The sequence below is a fragment of the Clostridia bacterium genome (genome assembly GCA_028698525.1).
GTDB lineage: Bacteria > Bacillota > Clostridia > JAQVDB01 > JAQVDB01 > JAQVDB01.
This window is the reverse complement of record JAQVDB010000011.1, coordinates 22,479-42,383: the sequence shown is the minus strand read 5'-3', so window position 1 is coordinate 42,383 and position 19,905 is coordinate 22,479. Positions and strand designations below refer to the sequence as shown.

Annotated in this window: 18 protein-coding genes; all 18 read right to left on the bottom strand. The window is 36.8% G+C overall.

Going from position 1 to position 19,905, the window contains the following annotated elements:
- Positions 1-33: 33 nt before the first annotated feature.
- Positions 34-417 carry a hypothetical protein gene (locus PHP06_02735; GenBank protein MDD3839467.1) on the bottom strand — a complete coding sequence of 128 codons (384 nt, stop codon included), beginning with the start codon at positions 415-417 and terminating at the stop codon, positions 34-36.
- 109 nt (positions 418-526) lie between these two features.
- Positions 527-1,852: an MFS transporter gene (locus tag PHP06_02730; GenBank protein ID MDD3839466.1), complete on the bottom strand. Its 1,326-nt coding sequence runs from the start codon at positions 1,850-1,852 to the stop codon at positions 527-529.
- Between the two features lie 2 nt (positions 1,853-1,854).
- Entirely contained in the window at positions 1,855-2,916 is a 1,062-nt protein-coding gene (locus PHP06_02725; protein MDD3839465.1) for a nitrilase, read from the bottom strand.
- Positions 2,909-3,766, bottom strand: a complete 858-nt coding sequence (locus PHP06_02720) for a hypothetical protein (GenBank protein MDD3839464.1) — start codon at positions 3,764-3,766, stop codon at positions 2,909-2,911. The genes PHP06_02725 and PHP06_02720 overlap by 8 nt, the downstream gene beginning before the upstream one ends.
- Entirely contained in the window at positions 3,747-5,558 is a 1,812-nt protein-coding gene (locus PHP06_02715; GenBank protein MDD3839463.1) for a glycoside hydrolase family 125 protein, read from the bottom strand. Before PHP06_02715 ends, PHP06_02720 begins: the two co-directional genes overlap by 20 nt.
- Positions 5,559-5,784: 226 nt before the next feature.
- Positions 5,785-6,960 (bottom strand): Xaa-Pro peptidase family protein, encoded by a 1,176-nt coding sequence (locus PHP06_02710; GenBank protein MDD3839462.1) that lies wholly within the window; start codon positions 6,958-6,960, stop codon positions 5,785-5,787.
- A 469-nt stretch (positions 6,961-7,429) separates the two neighbouring features.
- Complete coding sequence (gene rhaS, locus PHP06_02705; GenBank protein ID MDD3839461.1) at positions 7,430-8,533, bottom strand: rhamnose ABC transporter substrate-binding protein; 1,104 nt, start codon at positions 8,531-8,533, stop codon at positions 7,430-7,432.
- Positions 8,534-8,601: 68 nt separating this feature from the next.
- Positions 8,602-9,597, bottom strand: coding sequence for an ABC transporter permease (locus PHP06_02700; GenBank protein MDD3839460.1), 996 nt, complete (start codon positions 9,595-9,597; stop codon positions 8,602-8,604).
- Positions 9,598-9,600: 3 nt separating this feature from the next.
- A complete protein-coding gene (locus tag PHP06_02695; GenBank protein MDD3839459.1) occupies positions 9,601-10,608 on the bottom strand; it encodes an ABC transporter permease in 1,008 nt (335 codons plus the stop codon).
- A gap of 24 nt (positions 10,609-10,632) precedes the next feature.
- Positions 10,633-12,156: a sugar ABC transporter ATP-binding protein gene (locus tag PHP06_02690; protein MDD3839458.1), complete on the bottom strand. Its 1,524-nt coding sequence runs from the start codon at positions 12,154-12,156 to the stop codon at positions 10,633-10,635.
- A 410-nt stretch (positions 12,157-12,566) separates the two neighbouring features.
- Positions 12,567-14,069 (bottom strand): sugar ABC transporter ATP-binding protein, encoded by a 1,503-nt coding sequence (locus tag PHP06_02685; protein ID MDD3839457.1) that lies wholly within the window; start codon positions 14,067-14,069, stop codon positions 12,567-12,569.
- 46 nt (positions 14,070-14,115) lie between these two features.
- Positions 14,116-14,886, bottom strand: coding sequence for a DeoR/GlpR family DNA-binding transcription regulator (locus PHP06_02680; protein MDD3839456.1), 771 nt, complete (start codon positions 14,884-14,886; stop codon positions 14,116-14,118).
- A 277-nt stretch (positions 14,887-15,163) separates the two neighbouring features.
- Positions 15,164-15,556 carry a hypothetical protein gene (locus PHP06_02675; GenBank protein ID MDD3839455.1) on the bottom strand — a complete coding sequence of 131 codons (393 nt, stop codon included), beginning with the start codon at positions 15,554-15,556 and terminating at the stop codon, positions 15,164-15,166.
- Between the two features lie 102 nt (positions 15,557-15,658).
- Positions 15,659-16,138, bottom strand: coding sequence for a 23S rRNA (pseudouridine(1915)-N(3))-methyltransferase RlmH (gene rlmH / locus PHP06_02670; protein ID MDD3839454.1), 480 nt, complete (start codon positions 16,136-16,138; stop codon positions 15,659-15,661).
- Positions 16,135-17,106, bottom strand: a complete 972-nt coding sequence (locus PHP06_02665; GenBank protein ID MDD3839453.1) for a type II CAAX endopeptidase family protein — start codon at positions 17,104-17,106, stop codon at positions 16,135-16,137. The genes rlmH and PHP06_02665 overlap by 4 nt, the downstream gene beginning before the upstream one ends.
- A 148-nt stretch (positions 17,107-17,254) precedes the next feature.
- A complete protein-coding gene (locus PHP06_02660; protein MDD3839452.1) occupies positions 17,255-17,377 on the bottom strand; it encodes a hypothetical protein in 123 nt (40 codons plus the stop codon).
- A gap of 3 nt (positions 17,378-17,380) precedes the next feature.
- A complete protein-coding gene (locus tag PHP06_02655) occupies positions 17,381-18,493 on the bottom strand; it encodes a sodium ion-translocating decarboxylase subunit beta (protein ID MDD3839451.1) in 1,113 nt (370 codons plus the stop codon).
- Positions 18,494-18,695: 202 nt separating this feature from the next.
- On the bottom strand, positions 18,696-19,838 hold the full coding sequence (locus PHP06_02650) for a trypsin-like peptidase domain-containing protein (GenBank protein ID MDD3839450.1): 1,143 nt from the start codon (positions 19,836-19,838) through the stop codon (positions 18,696-18,698).
- Between the last annotated feature and the right edge of the window lie 67 nt (positions 19,839-19,905).

The window sequence follows — 19,905 nt, the reverse complement described above, 5'->3', positions numbered from 1 at the left end:
TTTATTAGGCAGTTTTTTGTGCTTTCATCTTATTCACTTAATTGATTTAAGCTTTGCAATATCTCGCCAGTTTTCAGCAGTATTTATTTCTATCCTGGATATATCAGATTTCATCTCTTTTATTTGGGCGATGATATCCATATGTCTATTTGCATTCCTTGATTCCAGATCTCTGAATTGATCTTCAATGCCATGAACAGTTGACTTTATATCGTCTATGTCTTCTTGCATCTCAACTTGACTGATCTTCAATCCTTTTATACCTTCCTGCATCTCAACTTGACTGGTCTTCAATCCTTTTATGCCCTCTTGCATCTCTGTTTGACTGGTCTTCAATCCTTTTATGTCTTTTTGCACTATACTTATATTGTTTTGTAATTGTTCCAGCAGGCTCAAAACCTTATCTTGATTATTCATCTTTCCCCCGCCTTTGATATTTAATCTATATATCATATTATATCATTATATTCGATTTTTTAAATTAGCTATTTGAAATAAAATTAAATTATTGCTCAAACTTTATAAACTAAAGTTTAACCTGTTTATGTCGCTCTCGCCTCTGCTCTAGTTGATCTTCCGATAAATCATAATGTCTCAAAAACATAACACCCAACAATACTACTATACCAGCTAATGGTCCTATAAGTCTTAATCCAAGCGGGTTCTCATAGCTATATCCGAAGGCCTTGAACATCAACGGCGTAATAAATGAAGAAAATCCTATGACAATCTTTATTACCAGTCCCTGGGCTCCAAAATACATCCCCTCTCTCCATTGTCCTGTAATCAATCCATCCCATTCGGCAATATCTGCCACCATAGCATTAGGCACTATAAAGGTAACCGAAAGAGGTATTCCCGCCAAAAAAATAATGAAAGTAGGAACCCATCCTGTAAAGGCAGTCCCAAAAAAGAACATACTGCATAATATAATAGCCAATGCAACAGATGCAAATAACATCACCTTCTTTTTACCCCATTTAAGAGTAAGTTTAGGAATAAACGGACTTGCTACAATAGCCACTACAAAAGCACCGGCAATCAAAAACCCTGATGTTTCTGCAGTCTTTCTTAAAAGAATTTCCGTAATATAAGGCATTGCAATGGTTAGTGTATTGATTCCAAACCATATCATTAGATACGAAATTAGATACATAACAAAATGTCTATTTATCATAGTCATTTTGATAGAAGAGAATATATTAGCCTGCTGTTCAGGGTACTCTGTTTGTTCTTCCTTTACAAACAGAGGGGTTAACAGGATAGTGGCTAACGCAATAAGTCCCAATGTAATACCCATTATCCTGTAATTAGTCTTTTGTATTATAAGCCCAGAACCTGCTTCAGCTACCATTACACCTAATACCTGAGTAATACCTTGCATAGTAGTAAGTTTAATCCGCTCTTCTTTGGTCTTGGATACTTCTCCAATCAACGCAAGATACGGTCCCACCACCACAGTAAAAAATATAAAGAATAAGATCAATACTATTGTCAGATATATGAAATTCCATATAGACTCTCCTGCCACAGGCGGAAACCAAATCATGATAAAAGTTATAGCGAGAGGAACAGATCCAAATAAAATAAAAGGAATACGCCTTCCCCTTTTGCTTTTACAATTATCTGAAAGATAGGCAACAACAGGGTCTGCCAAACCATCAAATATTCGAGCCACAATCATGGTAATGCCTATAAGGCTCAAAGGAATTAGAACCTTCAAACCGCTTACGTTGGTTTCCGGGGGAGTATAGAAATACTGATACCATTTGACGGTAGTCTGAGTAAATATAGATATACCAAAGTACCCCATGGCATACATAAATAATACTATCTTCCTGTTCTTCTTCATTTTTATCCTCCAATAAAATAAGTTCTTCGAACGAAATCTTTCTCAAAATCCGAATTGCGGTCACCAAAGTATTCTGCCTTTTCTCTCTGTTGCTTTAATCTTTGATAATTTACCGTAGCTGTAATCAATTGATTCCCCTCATAATGAGGAGATAAAGCTATTGCTCCATCCCCTTTGTTGGATAAGGATAGAGGAGCGAAAATACCTGCCTTCCCTGTAAAATGCATTCCTGCAATCCAACCATTTAAAGAAGATTTGGCTCCATAGATATAAGATTCCTGCACACGAGGCCATATCCCTCTAATAGCCTTCCATAAATTGTACTCCTCCATATTTGCAATAGGTAAAATCACCAGCTCTGCATTTAGCTCTTCCGCCCGATAAAAAGTTTCAAAATAGCTTGCATCCATACACACAGGGAAAGCAATTCTACCTATTGGAAGGTCATAAACCTTCAATGTATTACCTCTCATCAAACCTATCTGTTCTTCAAAATCTGTCAAATGAAGCTTCCGCTGGCTTCCTATGCATTCGCCTTTAGGACTATAGAGAAAACCTACATTATATAATCCTTTTTCTCCGGGCAATATAAAAGTACCTGTATATATATAAATAGCATATCTTCGGGCCAACAAGGAAAATATCCTATCTATTCCCTTTCCTATCGATACAGCTATCCCTTTAAAAAAAGGGGCCAACTTTGAAACATCCCCTGCTCCTTGATCATTAGATTTTGCCGACTTCCCTTTATCATTCAGATATCTATTTATCAGGGTAAAACCGGGAATAAACCCAAAAAGATCGAAAAAATTATATTCAGGAAAAACAACAAGCCGACTATCCTGTCTGTATGCCTCCTCAATAAAGCTATTAATTATATCTATATAATCCTCTATGTTTTTTACTAGCTTTATTCCTCTTTGTACCGTGCTGATCTTAACTAGACTCGGGACTGTATCCCATTCTGTGCTTGTTTCCACAGCAGGCAACCTGGCGATATGGTTTTCAATTCTGCTTAAACATATCTTTCTGCCAAATATACGTTTTACAAAAGTTTCAACCATTTTTCGCCCCTCCTAGCCCTTGTATTTCATCATAAAAGTCTGGGTTTAACTGAGCTAGCACGTTGAATTCTTTTGTTGCTCGTCTTCTAGCCTCATTGTCTAGCCTAGACACAATCAATTGTTTGCTGCCATGACTCCGCTCTAGGATCCCTTGCTCTTTATAAGTCATAGGCAATGGGGCATGAATAATGCTTTCTCCCCATAACGTTTTTTCTCCTAATCTTCCATTGAAGGCACTTTCAAGGGCAAAATAATGATTCAGCTGAGTGGTCTGCCACACTCCGCTTACCTGTACCCAAGGGTTTATCTCTCCCACAAAACCCACCGGAGAAATAACAACATCAGCTCCTAATAGCGCAGCCCTCCGGGCTACCTGGGGATAAAAAACATCTGTAGCCAGTATAATTGCCACTTTCCATCCATTTATATCTCTTATATACACTTCCTTACCGCCTTTGAAAGATAGCGCTCTTTCCCACCTTGATAGATATATCTGCCGCTGTTTCAACAATATTTTCCCCTGATACATCAGGCAAGCTGTATGAAAAACATCATCACCCACCCTTTCCCAATAGCTCCCGGAACACAACAGCACTTTGTACTTGGCGGACAGCTCCATCATGGCTTGAACAAATTGTTGATGAGATAGGCTACTTATCACCTGGCAGAGACTGGGTTCGTTCATCTGCAACCATTGATAAAAACATCCGGTAAAACCCGGCAAAGCCACTAAAACAGCCTCTTTCTCTGCTGCCTTATAAATATTTTCTTCTATTGTTTTAATCCACTCTTTGGTATTACTAATATTTCGGGTAACAATATCGGAGAACTCAACCACTGCAACTTTCATGCCCTTTCCCCTCCTCCAATAAGACATGATATAGGGCAAAGGCCAAGTAGCCTGAACCCGTTGCAAACCCTACTCCAGTCTTTGCCTCCCCTGTTTGGACATCAAAGCTTTCAGCCAACAGCCCATGATCCATAACTGCATTTTTCAACCACCCAAGAGCCTCCTTTCTTTTTAACGGATTGAGAATACTACCGCACAGACCCAGCCCTGAAGGGGTATTAGGATGATGATCACAAGCTAATTCCTGAATAGGAGCTTGTTCAAAAAAGTAATGATAGTCGGAAGAATAATAATATTGGATAGTGTTTTGAAAAACCTCATCATTTTGGTCTACAAACCCATAAAAATATAATAAACCTAAATTCCCCGGAGGGTCATTATATAGACGTACATTTCCCTTACCATCGCTTGACCACACAAACATTTTCTTCCCCTGTACTTCTTGAATCAGGTGCTTTTTTATCCCCTGCTCAACTCCCCGTATCCGCTGTTCAATCACTATTGTCTTGTGGAACAGTCTCAAATTTTCATAAACCTGTTTCAGATAATGCAGCCCCCGCCACAGGATAATATTATCGATAGTGACAAAGGGATGATAGGCCGGATCATCAGAAGGAAGCAAGAATGTTTTATATAGCTGAGTATCACTATCGTATTCCTGCTCAATTCGATTCCATACCTCTTCCAATGCCCAGATAAGAGTTTGGTCTATATATTCTTCCTTGAGATCTTTTAACAAAATAAAATAGCTGGCAGCCTGATCCAATTCAAACCCTGGATACAACACCGTACCATCGATATAATGAGCATGGTCACCAGCATTCTTGCTATGCACCAGTATCATTTCCCTCATTATTTTTTGATGAAGATTAGCATCTACCAGCTTTATAGCCGGAAAAGACCACAAAAAGCTGTCCCTTTCCCAAAATGCACCTGAAACATAGTACCGTGGACTTCTAGATGTCAAGGCAAAATATTGGTCGCTTTGCATATCTTTTGCTATTGCAAAAAAATAATTAAAGAACAAATTTTCATTCATCAAGGTCTCTAAATAACTATCTTGTGGGTAGGAGATTGATTTATTCTGCAGCCATTCCCGCCACTGCTCATATATCATCTGATAACCTTTTCTCTTAAGATGTATAAGAGTAGTAGAAGCTCCATCAGCATCAGAATTGACAGCTATATATATAGCATTTCTCTGCTGACACCTTGTTTTTAACAAAAGACTTCCCTGTTCCCGGCTATATTTATATGAAAAATCCTCCTGTCCGCCAAAAGCGAGAGCTAAAGATGCTTTAGGATTATCTATTTCTATTAGAGGATTGTTTAACCAAGAATCCACTTTGAACCTTTTCTCAAATTTCTCATGATGGGAATTAAAACGTAAAAAATTCATATTGGATATTTGACACACAATTTGTGTATCCACAGGCTGACTGCTTTGAAAATCATATATAATTCCTTTTTCTTGAAGGTCAGTATATATTCTGACACGGACTTGGATATCTTGTTCAAGATGAAGCTCTAGCAAAGGGATATAAAAATCCTCTTTATTAAAGGATGCTTTTTTGACCTTTAATTTTTTATCTCCTAAATAAAAGGAGGGAATAAAAAGCCCTTGCTTTCCTTCTAATTCCACCAATGCTTTATTGTGCAAAGATGCTATATTCAAGCTTTTAGCCATACCTGTAGTTGGATCTATCTCAGGCAAACTGATATAATGATTCCCTGCATAAAGCACTTGTTCATTTTTACCGATTTCTGTTGGTCTTGTGATAATTTTATTCAATCCTCCCCCTCCTTTTTAGTTTTTGAATATACTTAACAAATTCGCCATGTTTTTACTCTTTCCTGCCTTTAATTGAAATTTTTTTGAATAGAAAATCAAGTACAAAACAATTAACTCGCACAAAAAGCGTCAGATCTTAAATATAAAAACCTGACGCTTTTATAAAATCATTTTATTCGCAAATTATTGAATTAAACTTTTTATAGAATCTTGATTAAACCAAATTTTATTTTATAACCCAATAATCAACATAGTTCAACCGCTCTGCACCTTTATCAGTAATTAAATATCCATCCTCCAAACGGAATCCTCCCCAAGGTGCTCCGAATATAGGAATATCCACCGAAACTATCATATCTTTTTCTAGAACTTCCTTCTGTGTAGGCCCGAATATAGGCGGTTCGAATTCCATTATTCCAATACTATGTATTCCTGAGTATAGGAAGTATTTACCTAAGCCTGCCTTGTCCATTATTTCCCTTCCAATAGCTTCTACCTCTCTTCCTTCTATCCCCGGACGGAGTGCTTTATAACAAGCTTGCTGAGCACGACAGGCAGCTTCCAATGCATGTTTGGCCTCATCACTTGGTTGCCCTACAAATATCGGCCTGGCAATAGCACCATGGTATCCTTCGTATCGAGGTGCTATGGTAACTTGCACAACATCTCCTTTTTGAATTTGTTTGAAAGTAGTCCTTGCAATCTCATGTCGAGAATTTTCACCTGAACCTACCATAGTGTCAATACCCGTCCCTTCCGATCCTGCTTTTCTCATGGTATATTCGATATTTGCTGCCACTTCCCGTTCTACAACACCCTCACAAATGCTATCTATGGCTGTCATCATACCCCTTTGGGCTATTTGATAAGCATATCGGATCACTCCTATTTCAGCCTCTGTTTTCCTAGCTCTGAGCATAGACATATCATAATCAATATCTACCCATTCTGAATTCGGAAAAGCTTTCTGAAATCTTAGGTAAGCATCTGCCCCCAATAAACTTTGACCTGCAAAACCGATTCTCTTTATTTTATCAATGTCCACCATCTCGCTAGCCACTTGGGTCAAACTTTGAATCTTTGTGTGGAGGTAATCTTCGTTAGGATGGGTAAACTCTTCTAGTATACGCACATCATGTATTTGACCAACTTGTAATGCATAACGGTCACTCTCCGGCCCACATAGCAATACCGGATCTTTCTCCTTACTCATTAAGATGCATACCGGTTCAAAGTGTACTGGAAAATCTGCCAGCCATCTGGAATAAGCAGGCCCAAAAACTGCGTGATCATCTGCATAGGCTAATAGTAAATCCAAGTTTTTTTCATCCATCATTTTTTGAACCTTTTTCCACCGCTGACGATATTCTTCTGTAGGAATAATAGGCATGTTTCTCCTCATCGTCTATTTTTCCCCTTTCATTTTATATTTATCATTTATGATTAATCTTGATTATTTAAATAAGATTAAAAAACACCCATTATCTTCTAACCCTTATTATCTTGTTGCTACATGCATATATTATTTTAAGTTTGGTTCGATACAATAATATTTTTAAAGACAACAAATAAAGCCATAGCATTGCACAGCTTTTAAAAAAATCCATATTTTATAAGAAGTGATAACCTTTATGAGACCACTTTCTTTTTTGAACCGAAATTTATTCTGTTGTGAGCTAAATCTTTGGATAGGAAGGCTATATTAGACTATTTATTCATCTTATAAATAACAATGTTATCTAACAAAAAATCTGTTTTATTTATAACTGTTCTCAATGTAAAGTTCTACTTATCGGACTGTTTCTCATAAAATAGAGCTATATGAGAAACAGTCCGATAAGATCATAAGACATATCTATTTCTACGTGTTATTAATATACGTCTTTCCATTCTCCTATATTGTCAATATCAAATTTAAATGGGTCACCTAGCATAATTTCAGTCCCGTCTCCTACTTCAACAACTTCTCTATCTCCTAGTCTACCAGCACTAAATGTATCTCCAGCCTCTCCGCTAATCTCCCCTTTTGCAAGGGCATCAATAGCACATCCTGCTAGATATCCTAAATCAATAGGATTCCACAGATACATCCACTGACACACACCATTTTCAATATACTCAGCCATTTCACTTGGCAAGCCGAGACCTGTAAGTTGTACCTTTCCTTCAAGACCTTTATCCGTAAGGACTTTTGCTGCTGCCGCTATACCTACAGTTGTAGGTGAAATTATTCCCTTTAGATTTGGATATGATTGTAACAAGCCTTCTGTCTCTGAAACACTTTTATCTCTAAGGTCGTCACCATAGGCAATCTTTACAAGCTCAATATTCTCATATTTAGGATCTTCTAATTCTTCCTTCATCCATTCAATCCATTCGTTCTGGTTGGTTGCTTGTGAAGTAGCGCTTAAAATAGCAATCTCACCTTCACCGTCAATCATCTCATGAATTGCCTGTACCTGAACACGTCCAATTCTTTCAGGATCCGCTTGCTGTATATGAGTTGTACGACTCTCCGCATTTACTGCAGAATCAAGTGAAACAACATTGATTCCGTCATTCATGGCTTTTTGAAGAGCAGGCTGCAAAGCATCAGGGTCATTTGCTGATATTGCTATCCCATCAACTTTTTGAGCAATAAGCTCTTCAATCATCTGAATCTGAGCTTCAGCTGTTGGCTGATCTGGTGCCTTCACAATAGTTTCCCCACCGAGCTCACTTACAGCTTCCTTAAACCCATCTGCCATCTTTTCCATAAAGGGATTACCTGTGCTCTTTACAATGATGGCATATTGTTTTCCTTCCCCACTATCTGGTTCTTCTTCCGGCTCTGGCTCATCATCGGTTTTCGATGCATCTTCAACTTCCGGTGTTTCTTCCGGTTCCGAAACATCTTCAGTACCTCCTCCACCGCATCCAACCAATAAAGACATAACCAATGCAAGTGAAATAATTAATGCTAATACTTTCTTCATTAATCTTTCCTCCTTATTTTTAATTTAAATATAAACAGTCTTTAGACTATTATATGCAAAGCTATTTATTATCTTTTTATCTTTCCTGCTTTCACTGTATTTACGTTTAAATCAGAAATCATTACCGCAAATACCAGCAATAGACCTATGATTATCAACAATACCTGGGAAGGCACATTGATAAGGCCGAGACCATAACGTAAAAGACCGATAAGAAAGATAGAGATCACAGTTCCTATAATTCTACCTTTTCCCCCTGCTGTGCTTACACCGCCGAGAACAACCATGGCTATTACATCTAATTCATAACCAATTGCCACATTGGGCCTTGTACTTCCCATTTTTGAAGTGAGGAAAAGAGCTGTTACACCTGACATAAAACCTGCAGCTGTGAAAATTATCACCTTTATCTTATCAACCTCCACTCCGGAAAATCTGCTTGCTACAGGGTTATTGCCTATCGCATATACACGTCTGCCAAAGGTTGTCTTGTGGAGCAGCAAGCCAAAAATAACTGCAAACACTGCAAAAACAATCAAAATAAACGGTATACTTCCAACATATCCCCAGCCTAAATAGCTAAACCACTGGGGGAATTTGCCTGCTGCTTGGTCTTCAAGTATTATATAAGCAATTCCGCGATATATTGTCATTGTAGAAAGTGTAACGATGACTGCTGACAACTCCTTAAATTTAACTATCAACAATCCGTTTATTAATCCACAAACCGTCCCCACTATAAGGCAGAGCACCATAGCCATCCCCATGGGTAAACCGGCATTGTATGATACCGCCATAATTACTGAAGACAGCGCAACAGTGGATGCAACGGAGATATCGATATCTCCTAAAATTATGATAAAAGCCATAGGTAAAACGATGAAAGCCTTGTCGAGAAAAGTCATGGTGGCATCCATCAATCCACTAAAATTCAAATAGTGAGAGGATATGGATGAGTTTACAATATTTATAACAATCAATATCAGTACCAACATCCATTCCCACTGAAAGAAAAAACTTTTCAGATTAAATTCCCTCTTGGCAATAATGTTTCTCTGTTCCATAGCTCAGATTTTCCTCCTCATGAGATTAGTTCTTTCCACACGCCTCTTTACAAGAGCATTGACAATTACCGCAATTAAAATTATCAAACCTTGAATTGCCTGATGCCAGAATGGCGATACATTTATGAGGGGTAATGCATTGTTTAAGATACCGATTAACAACGATCCCATTATAATTCCAGAGATTTTTCCTGATCCACCGGCAATGTTAACTCCACCCAATACACAGGCAGCTATAACATTCATTTCATATCCTACTGCTGTATCTCCCTGAGCGGATGCAAACTTTGACACCCACAATACCCCTGATAATCCGGCCAGTCCTCCCATAATTATGTAAACCATCCATAATATCTTTTGAACATTTATCCCACTGATTTTAGCAGACTCTGGATTACTACCCACCGCATATATCTGTCTGCCTGTTCTTGTATGATTGATAAAATAATAAAAAACTATATAAATAATTATTGCTATAAAAACTAAGGTATTAATACCTAATATGGAACTGATTGCAATACCTTTAAAGCTGGGTGACATTTGATGTGCGCTCACCCACTTACCTCCTCCTACCAAATAGGTCAATCCTCTGTATACATTCATCATTCCAAGTGAAGCTATGATAGGAAGAACCCCTGCCTTTGATACAAAAAAACCTACTATAGTTCCGCAAACAATTCCCACCAATATCCCTAACAATATTGCAAATACAGGATGCAAACTAGGATTCGCACTTACAGTCATGGCTGATATCATGCCTGATAAAGCTAAAGTTGCACCGATCGAAAGGTCCATGCCTCTCGTAACTATAACCAACATCATTCCAACTGCAAGAATACTTAGTATCGCCGTGTTTTTAGTCATGTCGTTAATATTTCCTAATGTAAGAAATTTTGGATTGCGAAGTTGTACAAATATTGAAATTAGAATGATAAACCCTAAAAGTCCTATTTCTCTGAATTTTCCATTGTTTGATATTCTTGATCTCTTCCCTAGAGCTTTTTCAGTCATAAACGCTTCTCCTTTTCTCATACTTTATACTGCAGATACAGGAGTCCTTCCTTCAGCTTTTGATACCATAGATGCTTCAAGAATTGCCTCCTGTGTGGCATCTTCCCTGTTTAGAATGGTTGTAACCCGACCTTCCCGCATCACAACTATTCTATCGCTCATACCCAATACCTCCGGCATATCAGATGAAACCATAATAATTCCATATCCCTTTTCAGCTAGACTACACATTATTTCATATACTGCATATTTGGCTCCTACATCCACACCTTTGGTAGCTTCATCAAGTATGATAACCTTTAAGTCAGTATTCAACAGTTTTGCTATAACAACCTTCTGCTGATTTCCTCCGGATAACGAGCTGGCCAAATTAAAAATACTGTCTGTTCTAACATCTACCTTTTCAGTAAAGGCCTTGGCGATTTCAGCCTCTTTATCCTCATCAATCCACCCTTTATTTGAAAATTTGTTTAGGGTAGGTAAAGTAATATTTCTTCCTATCTCCCAATCCAATATCAAACCCTGTTTTTGCCTATCTTCCGGCAAATATCCTATGCCTAGTTCCATTGCTTCCAGAGGATTCCTGATTTTTATCTCTTTTCCCTCTAAATATATCTTACCTTTGTCAGGAGGCATGATGCCAAAAATTGATTGACATACTTCTGTTCTCCCCGCACCTACCAACCCTGTTAACCCAAGGATTTCACCCTTTCGAAGAGTAAATGAAACATCAGCAAAATACCCTGTTTTGCCTAGTCCCTCAATATGCAGAAGCTCCTCCCCTATTTTTGTATCCTTTTGTGGAAACATCTCTGTAAGTTCCCTGCCCACCATAGCAACGATAAGTTCCTGAGTTGATATTTTATCTGCTTCCCATGTCCCGATATATTTCCCATCCCTCAATACGGTAACTCTGTCTGCCAACCTATACATATCCTCCAGTCTGTGGGAAATAAAAATTATGGAAACACCATTGTCTCTCAGTTGTTCGGTAATTCGATAAAGCTCTTCAGTTTCTCTCTTTGTAAGTGCAGCGGTAGGCTCATCCATAATAACAATTTTTGCATTTGTAGATAAAGCTTTAGCTATTTCAACAATCTGTTGTTGTGCCACGCTCAGCGCCCCCATCTGGGTTTTAGGGTCAATGTCCGTTCCCAAATCCTTTATAAGCTTCTCTGCTTCCGAATGCATCTCCTCCCATAGAATCCTCTTTGAGATTTTACTCACCTTTTCATGTCCCATAAAGATATTTTCCGTAACACTCAAATCAGGATAACAGGTTACATGCTGATAAATTGCTGCAATACCCATCTCTTTTGCTTGGTTTGGGTTCTTCATATCAACCTTTTCCCCGGCCAAATATATTTCTCCCTTATCCTGGGGATGAACTCCGGTTATAATCTTTATAAAGGTAGACTTTCCTGCACCATTTTCACCCATTAAAGCATGAATCTCTCCGGACTTTAAATCAAAGTTTACATCGTCTAATGCTTTGACTCCTGGAAATGTTTTTGTAATCGCTTTTAGCTCAAGTATATTTTCAGACAAATCCACAGACCTCCTTCAGTTTGCTATCATTAGAAAATATCAACCTTACATCCATTTTTATTTCTTTCCTTTGTGTTCGTTTATGTTCCTTTATTAAGTATATTCGACACTTGTTTAAAATATCCTTCTTTTTGAAAATTTTTTAGGATTTATTTTTTTATTTTATCCATAAAAAATAATACGTAGGCACTCCACAAGCGCTATTTCCCACTTGTGTAACCTCTTATTGTTTTCTTTCATGTTCGTTTGTGTTCTTTTGCTGATATCTAAAATCATCAAAAGTTGTATCGTAATTTTATAGCAATATTGAAATGTTTGAAGAAATTCATAATATCATAAGAAATGAAATTGTCTGGAATATTCGAATGTATTAACTGCTGAATATATTTTTAAAACTTATAATAACTTTTTCATATGTTATCTTTGCCACCTGACGCATAATATATTATTTTCTCCTGTGTAGCTTCATCTTCAGAAAATACCTTGCGGATTTGTCCATTATACATAACAAGTATTCTGTCACACATACCTAATACTTCCGGTAAATCAGAAGAAATGATTATAACTGAAGCCCCTGATAATACCAATTCATTGATAATATTATATATATCAACTTTAGAACCCACGTCAATACCTGCCGTGGGCTCATCAATAATTAAAACTTTCGCATTAGTAAATAGCCACTTTGCAAATATGACCTTTTTCTGATTGCCCCCACTTAAGTTGTTTGTGATTTCATGTTCATGGGCTTCTATTTCAAGTCTTTCTATCAAATCTCTAGCTTTATTTGTTTCCTCATCTTTGTTTAGCAATCCCATCCTTGAAATTCGCTCTAAATTAGTCAATGTAATATTTTCTGAAACATACGCATCTAATATAAGCCCTTCATCAGTTCCTATTCCTGTTACATAGCATAGCCCATTTTCAATGGCTAAGTGAGGGTTCATATCTTTGAAGGTTTTCCCATTTAAATATATTTCTCCTTGATAATGTCTATTAATACCAAAGATGACTTTTGCTAAAGTTCTCCTGCCTGAACCGCTCAAGCCTGTAATGCCAAGGATTTCTCCTTCTTTCAAATCAAAGTTTATATTTCTTATTCTCCCCTCAAAAGATAGATTATTAACTGCCAACGATTGTCTGCCCAATCTGATTTTCAGCTTTGGATACCTATCCTCTAACTTTTTCCCTACCATAAGCTTTACAATATGACTGATATCAATTTTATTTCTATCACAGGTTTCCACTAATTCTCCATCCCTGAGAATAGTAACCTTATCCGCAATTCTCTTGACCTCTTCCAACCTGTGAGATATATAAATAATAACTATACCTAATTTCTTCATATCTTGAATAACATTAAAAAGCACCTCAATTTCCTGCTCTGTCAAAGCAGCAGTAGGTTCATCCATTATAATAATCTTGGCATCTCGAGACAAAGCCCGTATAATCTCAACAAATTTCTGCTGTCCTATACTTAAGGTATTTACAGATGTCTTTGCGTCTATTTTTAAATCGAAATAATCCAAATATTTAGTTGTTTCCGTATAAACCTTGTCCCAGTCAATCAGTCTAAACCATTTTTTATTTTTTACAGGTTCCCTTTTAATAAAAATGTTTTCAGCAACATTCAAATCTGGAAAAAGTCTGATTTCCTGATAGATCATGGATATACCTAGCCTTTGAGCATCTTCTGGATTGTTTATAATAACCTGTTTACCATCAATATATATTTCCCCAGCATCAGGGGTATACAAGCCTGCCAGTATCTTCATCAATGTAGATTTGCCTGCACCGTTTTCGCCCACAATCGAATGAACCTGGCCTCTGTCTGCATCGAAATCTATATCTTTAAGGACAACATTGTCATTAAACAATTTTGTTATACTTTTCATTTCCAGAAAACTGCCCAATTTATTTCCCCCTCTTAAACAAAGTTTGGATACTAATGAATCAAAATCACTCAAACTCAAACGCAGTATAAATTTTGATTGAATTTTCAAAGAAAAACTTTTTAAAGGCGGAAGGCACCTGCTTGTTGGTAATAATCTTTTTTGCCATTGTTAATCCCCCAAGGCGAGCAAAAGCAGTGCGATTGAACTTGGTATAATCGGCTACAATAATTATATCACTTGATATTTTCCTAATCCCTTGAATAACCATTGCTTCCTCATAGCTATCTACCGTATAACCCGAATCAAAATTAACACCTTTTACCCCAATAAAAGCTTTGTTGATATAAATCGAATTCAACGCCTGAAGTGTAAATGAACCTACCAACGTACTAGAAGATTGGATAAGATCCCCACCTGTAACTATAACCTTGATACCGATGCTATCCTTGAGTTCATAACCAATGAGCAGATCATTGGTTACTACCGTTAATCTCTTGCTTTTTATATTTCTAGCTATTTCAAGGCATGTGGTTCCTGAACTTAAAAAAACCGCTTCCCCATCTTCAATCATTTGAGATGCAATCTTACCTATCATCCTCTTTTCTTCTAAAGCATCATCATCCGATTCCGGTACAAAGGGAATTCCTAAAACTTTCTCGTTAAGAACAGCTCCTCCGTATGTTTTAATTAAAAATCCTTCTTTTTCAAGTTTATCCAGATCCCTTCGGATAGTTACTTCAGTTACCGAAAAAAGTCTGCTCAACTCAAGAACATCTACACGTTTATCTCTATATAATATTTCTTTAATTTTATTAAGTCTCTCAATTGCAAACATTACAAAACCCCTTATTAATAGGCTTTAATCTATACAAGCACAACAACAATTTATAAAAATTATATCACATTTTTGTTCCTTTGTGTTTTTAAAATAAACAATCAAAAATATTAAACCTAAAAATAGCAGGTCTTGAATCAAACTCGTTTAAGTCTGCTACTGTTCAAACATGAAATATATCACAAGCCCTTCTAGCAATACATGAATAATCTTTTATTATATATAATTTTAGTTTCCGCCTGTTGCATATTTATTGCAGCCTAATCAAGGCTAATACTCATTTTGCCCATGAAAATGAATAGCTGCCACTGTGATTCTTTGCATCTACTCTAATAGTGTATATTCCTTCTTCAGCAAGTTTTACAGTAAATGAGGATGTCGGTATATCGCTTCCTTGATAAACGCTATTTCGGACATCATCATCTTTTGCAATATATGCATCAATTGAGCCGCTTTCAGTTACAATATTAACGGAAACTTCAACAATTTCATTGCTATTTACTTTAATTTTAGTTTTTTTATACCCGTTGAATTTCTCGTAATTCATCGACATTTTTGTCGAAGTATTAAGCTCGTTACCTTTTGCTACTGTATACGAACCACTTGTACATCCTGTAAATATAAAAATTATCATTACAATAAATATACTTAAAAACTGATTCTTTCCCACTTAACATCACCTCGCAAAATATAATCTATCTCTGCTCCAAATTATTTTACATCTACAATACAACTAACATACATGTTCTAACATAAAGTACAACTGCTCCTCCTACTTATGATACGGTTCACCCTTAATTATCTTAAAACCCCTGTATATCTGCTCCAATAGTATCAATCTTGCTAGCTGATGAGGAAATGTCATGGGTGAAAATGATTGTCTTATATGGCTTCTTTTTATGATGTCTTGGCTTAATCCCAAAGATCCGCCTATTATAAAATCAATATTGCTCTTCCCTGACAATGCTAAATCGTTTAACTTGTCCGCAAATTGTTCAGAAGATATCTGGTTTCCCTTTAGATCCAAGGCAATCAAATATTCACCTTGTTTGATATGTTTAGAAATCCCCTGCCCTTCCTTTTGTTTAACCAGCAAAACTTCCTTTGCGCTCAGATTTTGAGGTGCCTTTTGATCAGGCACCTCAACTATTTTTAGATTACAATATGGTTTTAATCTTTTTTGATAATCTTTTATCCCTGTCTTTATATATCCTGATTTTATCTTACCTACAGCAATTATCTTTACATTCATATTTTAACAACACCTGAAATAATTAAAATTTGAAATACCATCTCTGCAACTATTATAATACCTGCAGCTATTAAAGGTAAATAGGCAAAAAATCCACCCTTGACCTTATGTACAACAGCCTCTCTTTCAAAGCTATTCCCCTGATCTCCCACCGTTTTGTTGAATAATTTTAAAAATAACACCAGTAATGCGGCTGCACCTATAGCTATAATCATCCATACGACTATAGCAGCAATCAAAAATCCTGCAGGTAGTGCGTCCAGAGATGGAACTTCATTCATCATATCTCCATTTACTCCTTGGAAAGTAGAGGCCAAATAAGCAAGTGTAACAGCTATACTATTAAATGTAAAATGTCCTACCATGCCGGCCAATATAGAATTAGACCTGTATACAAGATATCCCAATATAATTCCAATAACAAGAGGTCCTACCAGATTTTGTACATTTATGTGCATAAAGCCAAACATAAGGCTGGATATTATTATAGCCTTTCTTCCCCCTAGCTTCTGATATCCACTCAATATGACTCCTCTGAACAAAAATTCCTCACATATGGCAGCAGAACCCGAAATAACCAGCAACCCTTTTATATATTCTCCTCCAGTTGTTATAGGCGGAATAGGTGACGGTATTAATTCTCCAAACAAACTCAATATATAATTTACAATCAACGACAAAAATACTGCCACACAATATCCGGTAATAGATATGCCTATAACCAAGAAAAACTGTTTTAATGTAATAGGATGAAGTTTAACAACTTCCACTATGTTCTGTTTTGTAATAACAAGATAAATCAGTGCAGGCAAAAGGATAAGCACAAACTCGGTTATCAAAAGTCCGGGGTATATGCTTTTGCTTTGAACAATCCTTCCAACGGTTATAAACAGCATCAATACAATGAAAAAAAGCAAATTTATGCTCCATATAGGCATACCATAGTGTTTCCGCTCTTCCATATCCATACCACTTCCTCCCCATTTTTATATATTAAAAAAATACACTGACTTTAACTAATGGTCTCTCCGATCCATCATTTAAGATTTTTAAATATACTACTAGTATAATATATATTTATCCAATATCAAAAATAATATCGCTTTTTAAGCGATATTATTTGTTGAATATTTTCATCATCATTTTAATGAATAGATATATAATACTAATGGTAATAAACACTGTTAAAATACCTATACCTGTTATATTAAGCGCCTTTAAAAAAACGTCGGTATTCATATTCTACATACCTCCCATAACCAGTTTTAGTATGACCCCCCCGGCTATTATTGAACCGATCTGTCCGGATACATTGGCTGCCGCAGCCTGCATGAGTATGAAGTTCTGAGGATCCTCTTTATTTGCCATCTTCTGTATTACCCTTGCAGACATGGGAAATGCTGATATGCCACAGGCTCCTATCATGGGATTGAACTTATCCTTTACAAACAGATTTAAAAACTTGGCAAACAATACCCCCCCTGCAGTATCCAAAATAAATGCGATCAGCCCCATGCCCAGTATCAATACTGTGGATGACGATAAAAAGTATTGGGCAGACATGGTAGACCCTATAGTTATACCTAATAATAGCGTAACCAAATTCGCCAGTTCGTTTTGAGCCGTCTTGGATAGCCTCTCTAAAACCCCCGACTCTCTTATCAGATTACCAAACATAAGAGAACCTATAAGGGGTACACTAACCGGGGCCATTATACCCACTATTACAGTTATAGCTATAGGAAATATTATCTTTAACTTTTTGGACACATCGTTGGACATCACAGGTTTCATCCTTGTCAGCCTTTCTTTTTTGGTGGTCAGCAACCTGACCACTGGAGGCTGAATTATAGGCACCAGCGCCATATATGAATATGCAGCAACAGATATAGCCCCTAAAAGTTGCGGAGCAAATTTTGTACCCACATAAATAGAAGTAGGTCCATCAGCAGCCCCTATTATTCCTATCGCTGCAGCTTCTTTCAAATTAAACCCTAAAAGTGATGCTATAAGCATGGTTAGAAATATTCCCAACTGTGCAGAAGCACCGAAAAACAGCATGGAAGGCTGCCTGAGCAAAGGAGTAAAATCCATCATAGCCCCTATTGAAATAAATATCAATATGGGAAAAAGTTCAGTCAATATCCCTGTTTCGTATAATAAAGTCAAAAATCCCCCTTCACCAACTGCTGCAGAAAAAGGTATATTGGTAAGTATCGCCCCAAATCCTATGGGAAGCAATAGCATGGGTTCATACTCTTTTTTTACTGCAAGATAAATAAGTAAACTTCCGATGAAAATCATTATTATATTTCCTAGTGTCATACCCGCCAGCCCGGGAAACATATCAAGCATTTGCACTCCTCCAATGTTTAAAAAATTAAAAAAGACCTTTAACCTGGATAAAACAGGTTAAAGGTCTTACTCTCGAGAATTTACCTCTAAAATTAGCCGAGTGTATGCCACTGAGATGACGACTAATTTATTCCGAAACATCTTTTCGAAACGAGTTACTCCCCTTTAACTGTCTATATGTTAGCACCTTCTTGTCCCATTGTCAATATTCCCCGGGAAATAAACCCAGCTTTACCTTTATACTTTTTTGCTCATCGTTCCTGACTATCTTAAAATTAATAATATCACCCGGATCTTTTTGGTAGATAATCATTCTCATGTCCAGCATGGTATTTATTGTTTTCCCTTCCACTTCTGATATTATATCTCCCAGCTTTATACCCGCATTATCAGCAGGACTGCCCTTATCTATCTTTATCACATAAATACCTTTTTCTATATCAAATTCCTGATTCATATACTTTGCTATTTCCTTATCATAAGCAAATATACCTATATAAGGGGTCACAAACTCTCCTTTTTTAACAAAATCCTCTATTATAGGTTTTGCAATATTTATAGGTATCGCAAAACCTATTCCTTCTGCGCTTGCTACTTTTACTGTATTTATCCCTATTACCTCTCCTTTTTGATTCAGAAGAGGACCACCGCTATTTCCCGGATTTATGGATGCATCAGTCTGGATGAGGTCCTCCATAAACACGACCTCTCCTTTTTCATTATTTATACTTATAGTTCTATCCAATGCACTTATTATCCCTGATGTTACCGTCCTTTGAAATTGAAGCCCTAAAGGATTACCTATAGCTATAGCAGGTTCTCCGACTTTTAGTTCTTGACAGTCCCCAAATTCGGCATAAGGAAGATTGACAGCATTTATCTTTACTACAGCCATATCCAATATAGGATCAGACCACAATGTTTCTCCTTCAAGTATCTGCCCATTCTCTAAAGTAACCAGCAATTCATCCGGTTCACCGCCTGCTACATGATGATTTGTCAATATATATCCAGATGAATGTACAATAACTCCCGAACCTACTCCCCGCTTTTCAACCGGGTTAGGATCCAATGCTGACCGTTTTTCTATACTTACTGTGGATATGCCTACTACTGCCGGCATAACCTTTTGTGCAACAGCTTGTTCTATATTTACCTGGTCAGTTGTTTGAATGTTTATCCTTTGGGGTGGTATTTCGTTCTGGTAATCAATAGGCCTTCTAGGCGTCTCTTGTCTATCAACCATTGATGGAACTATATTCAGTAAAATAACAGCAGTCAATATGGTAGATACTACCGCGATCAATATATTTGAAACAATAAAACGATTTCTACTACTGCTCATATCCCAAATTACCACCTTTTACAGCCTTTTTATCTATTATTCCAATACATCTAATTTAAAATACATA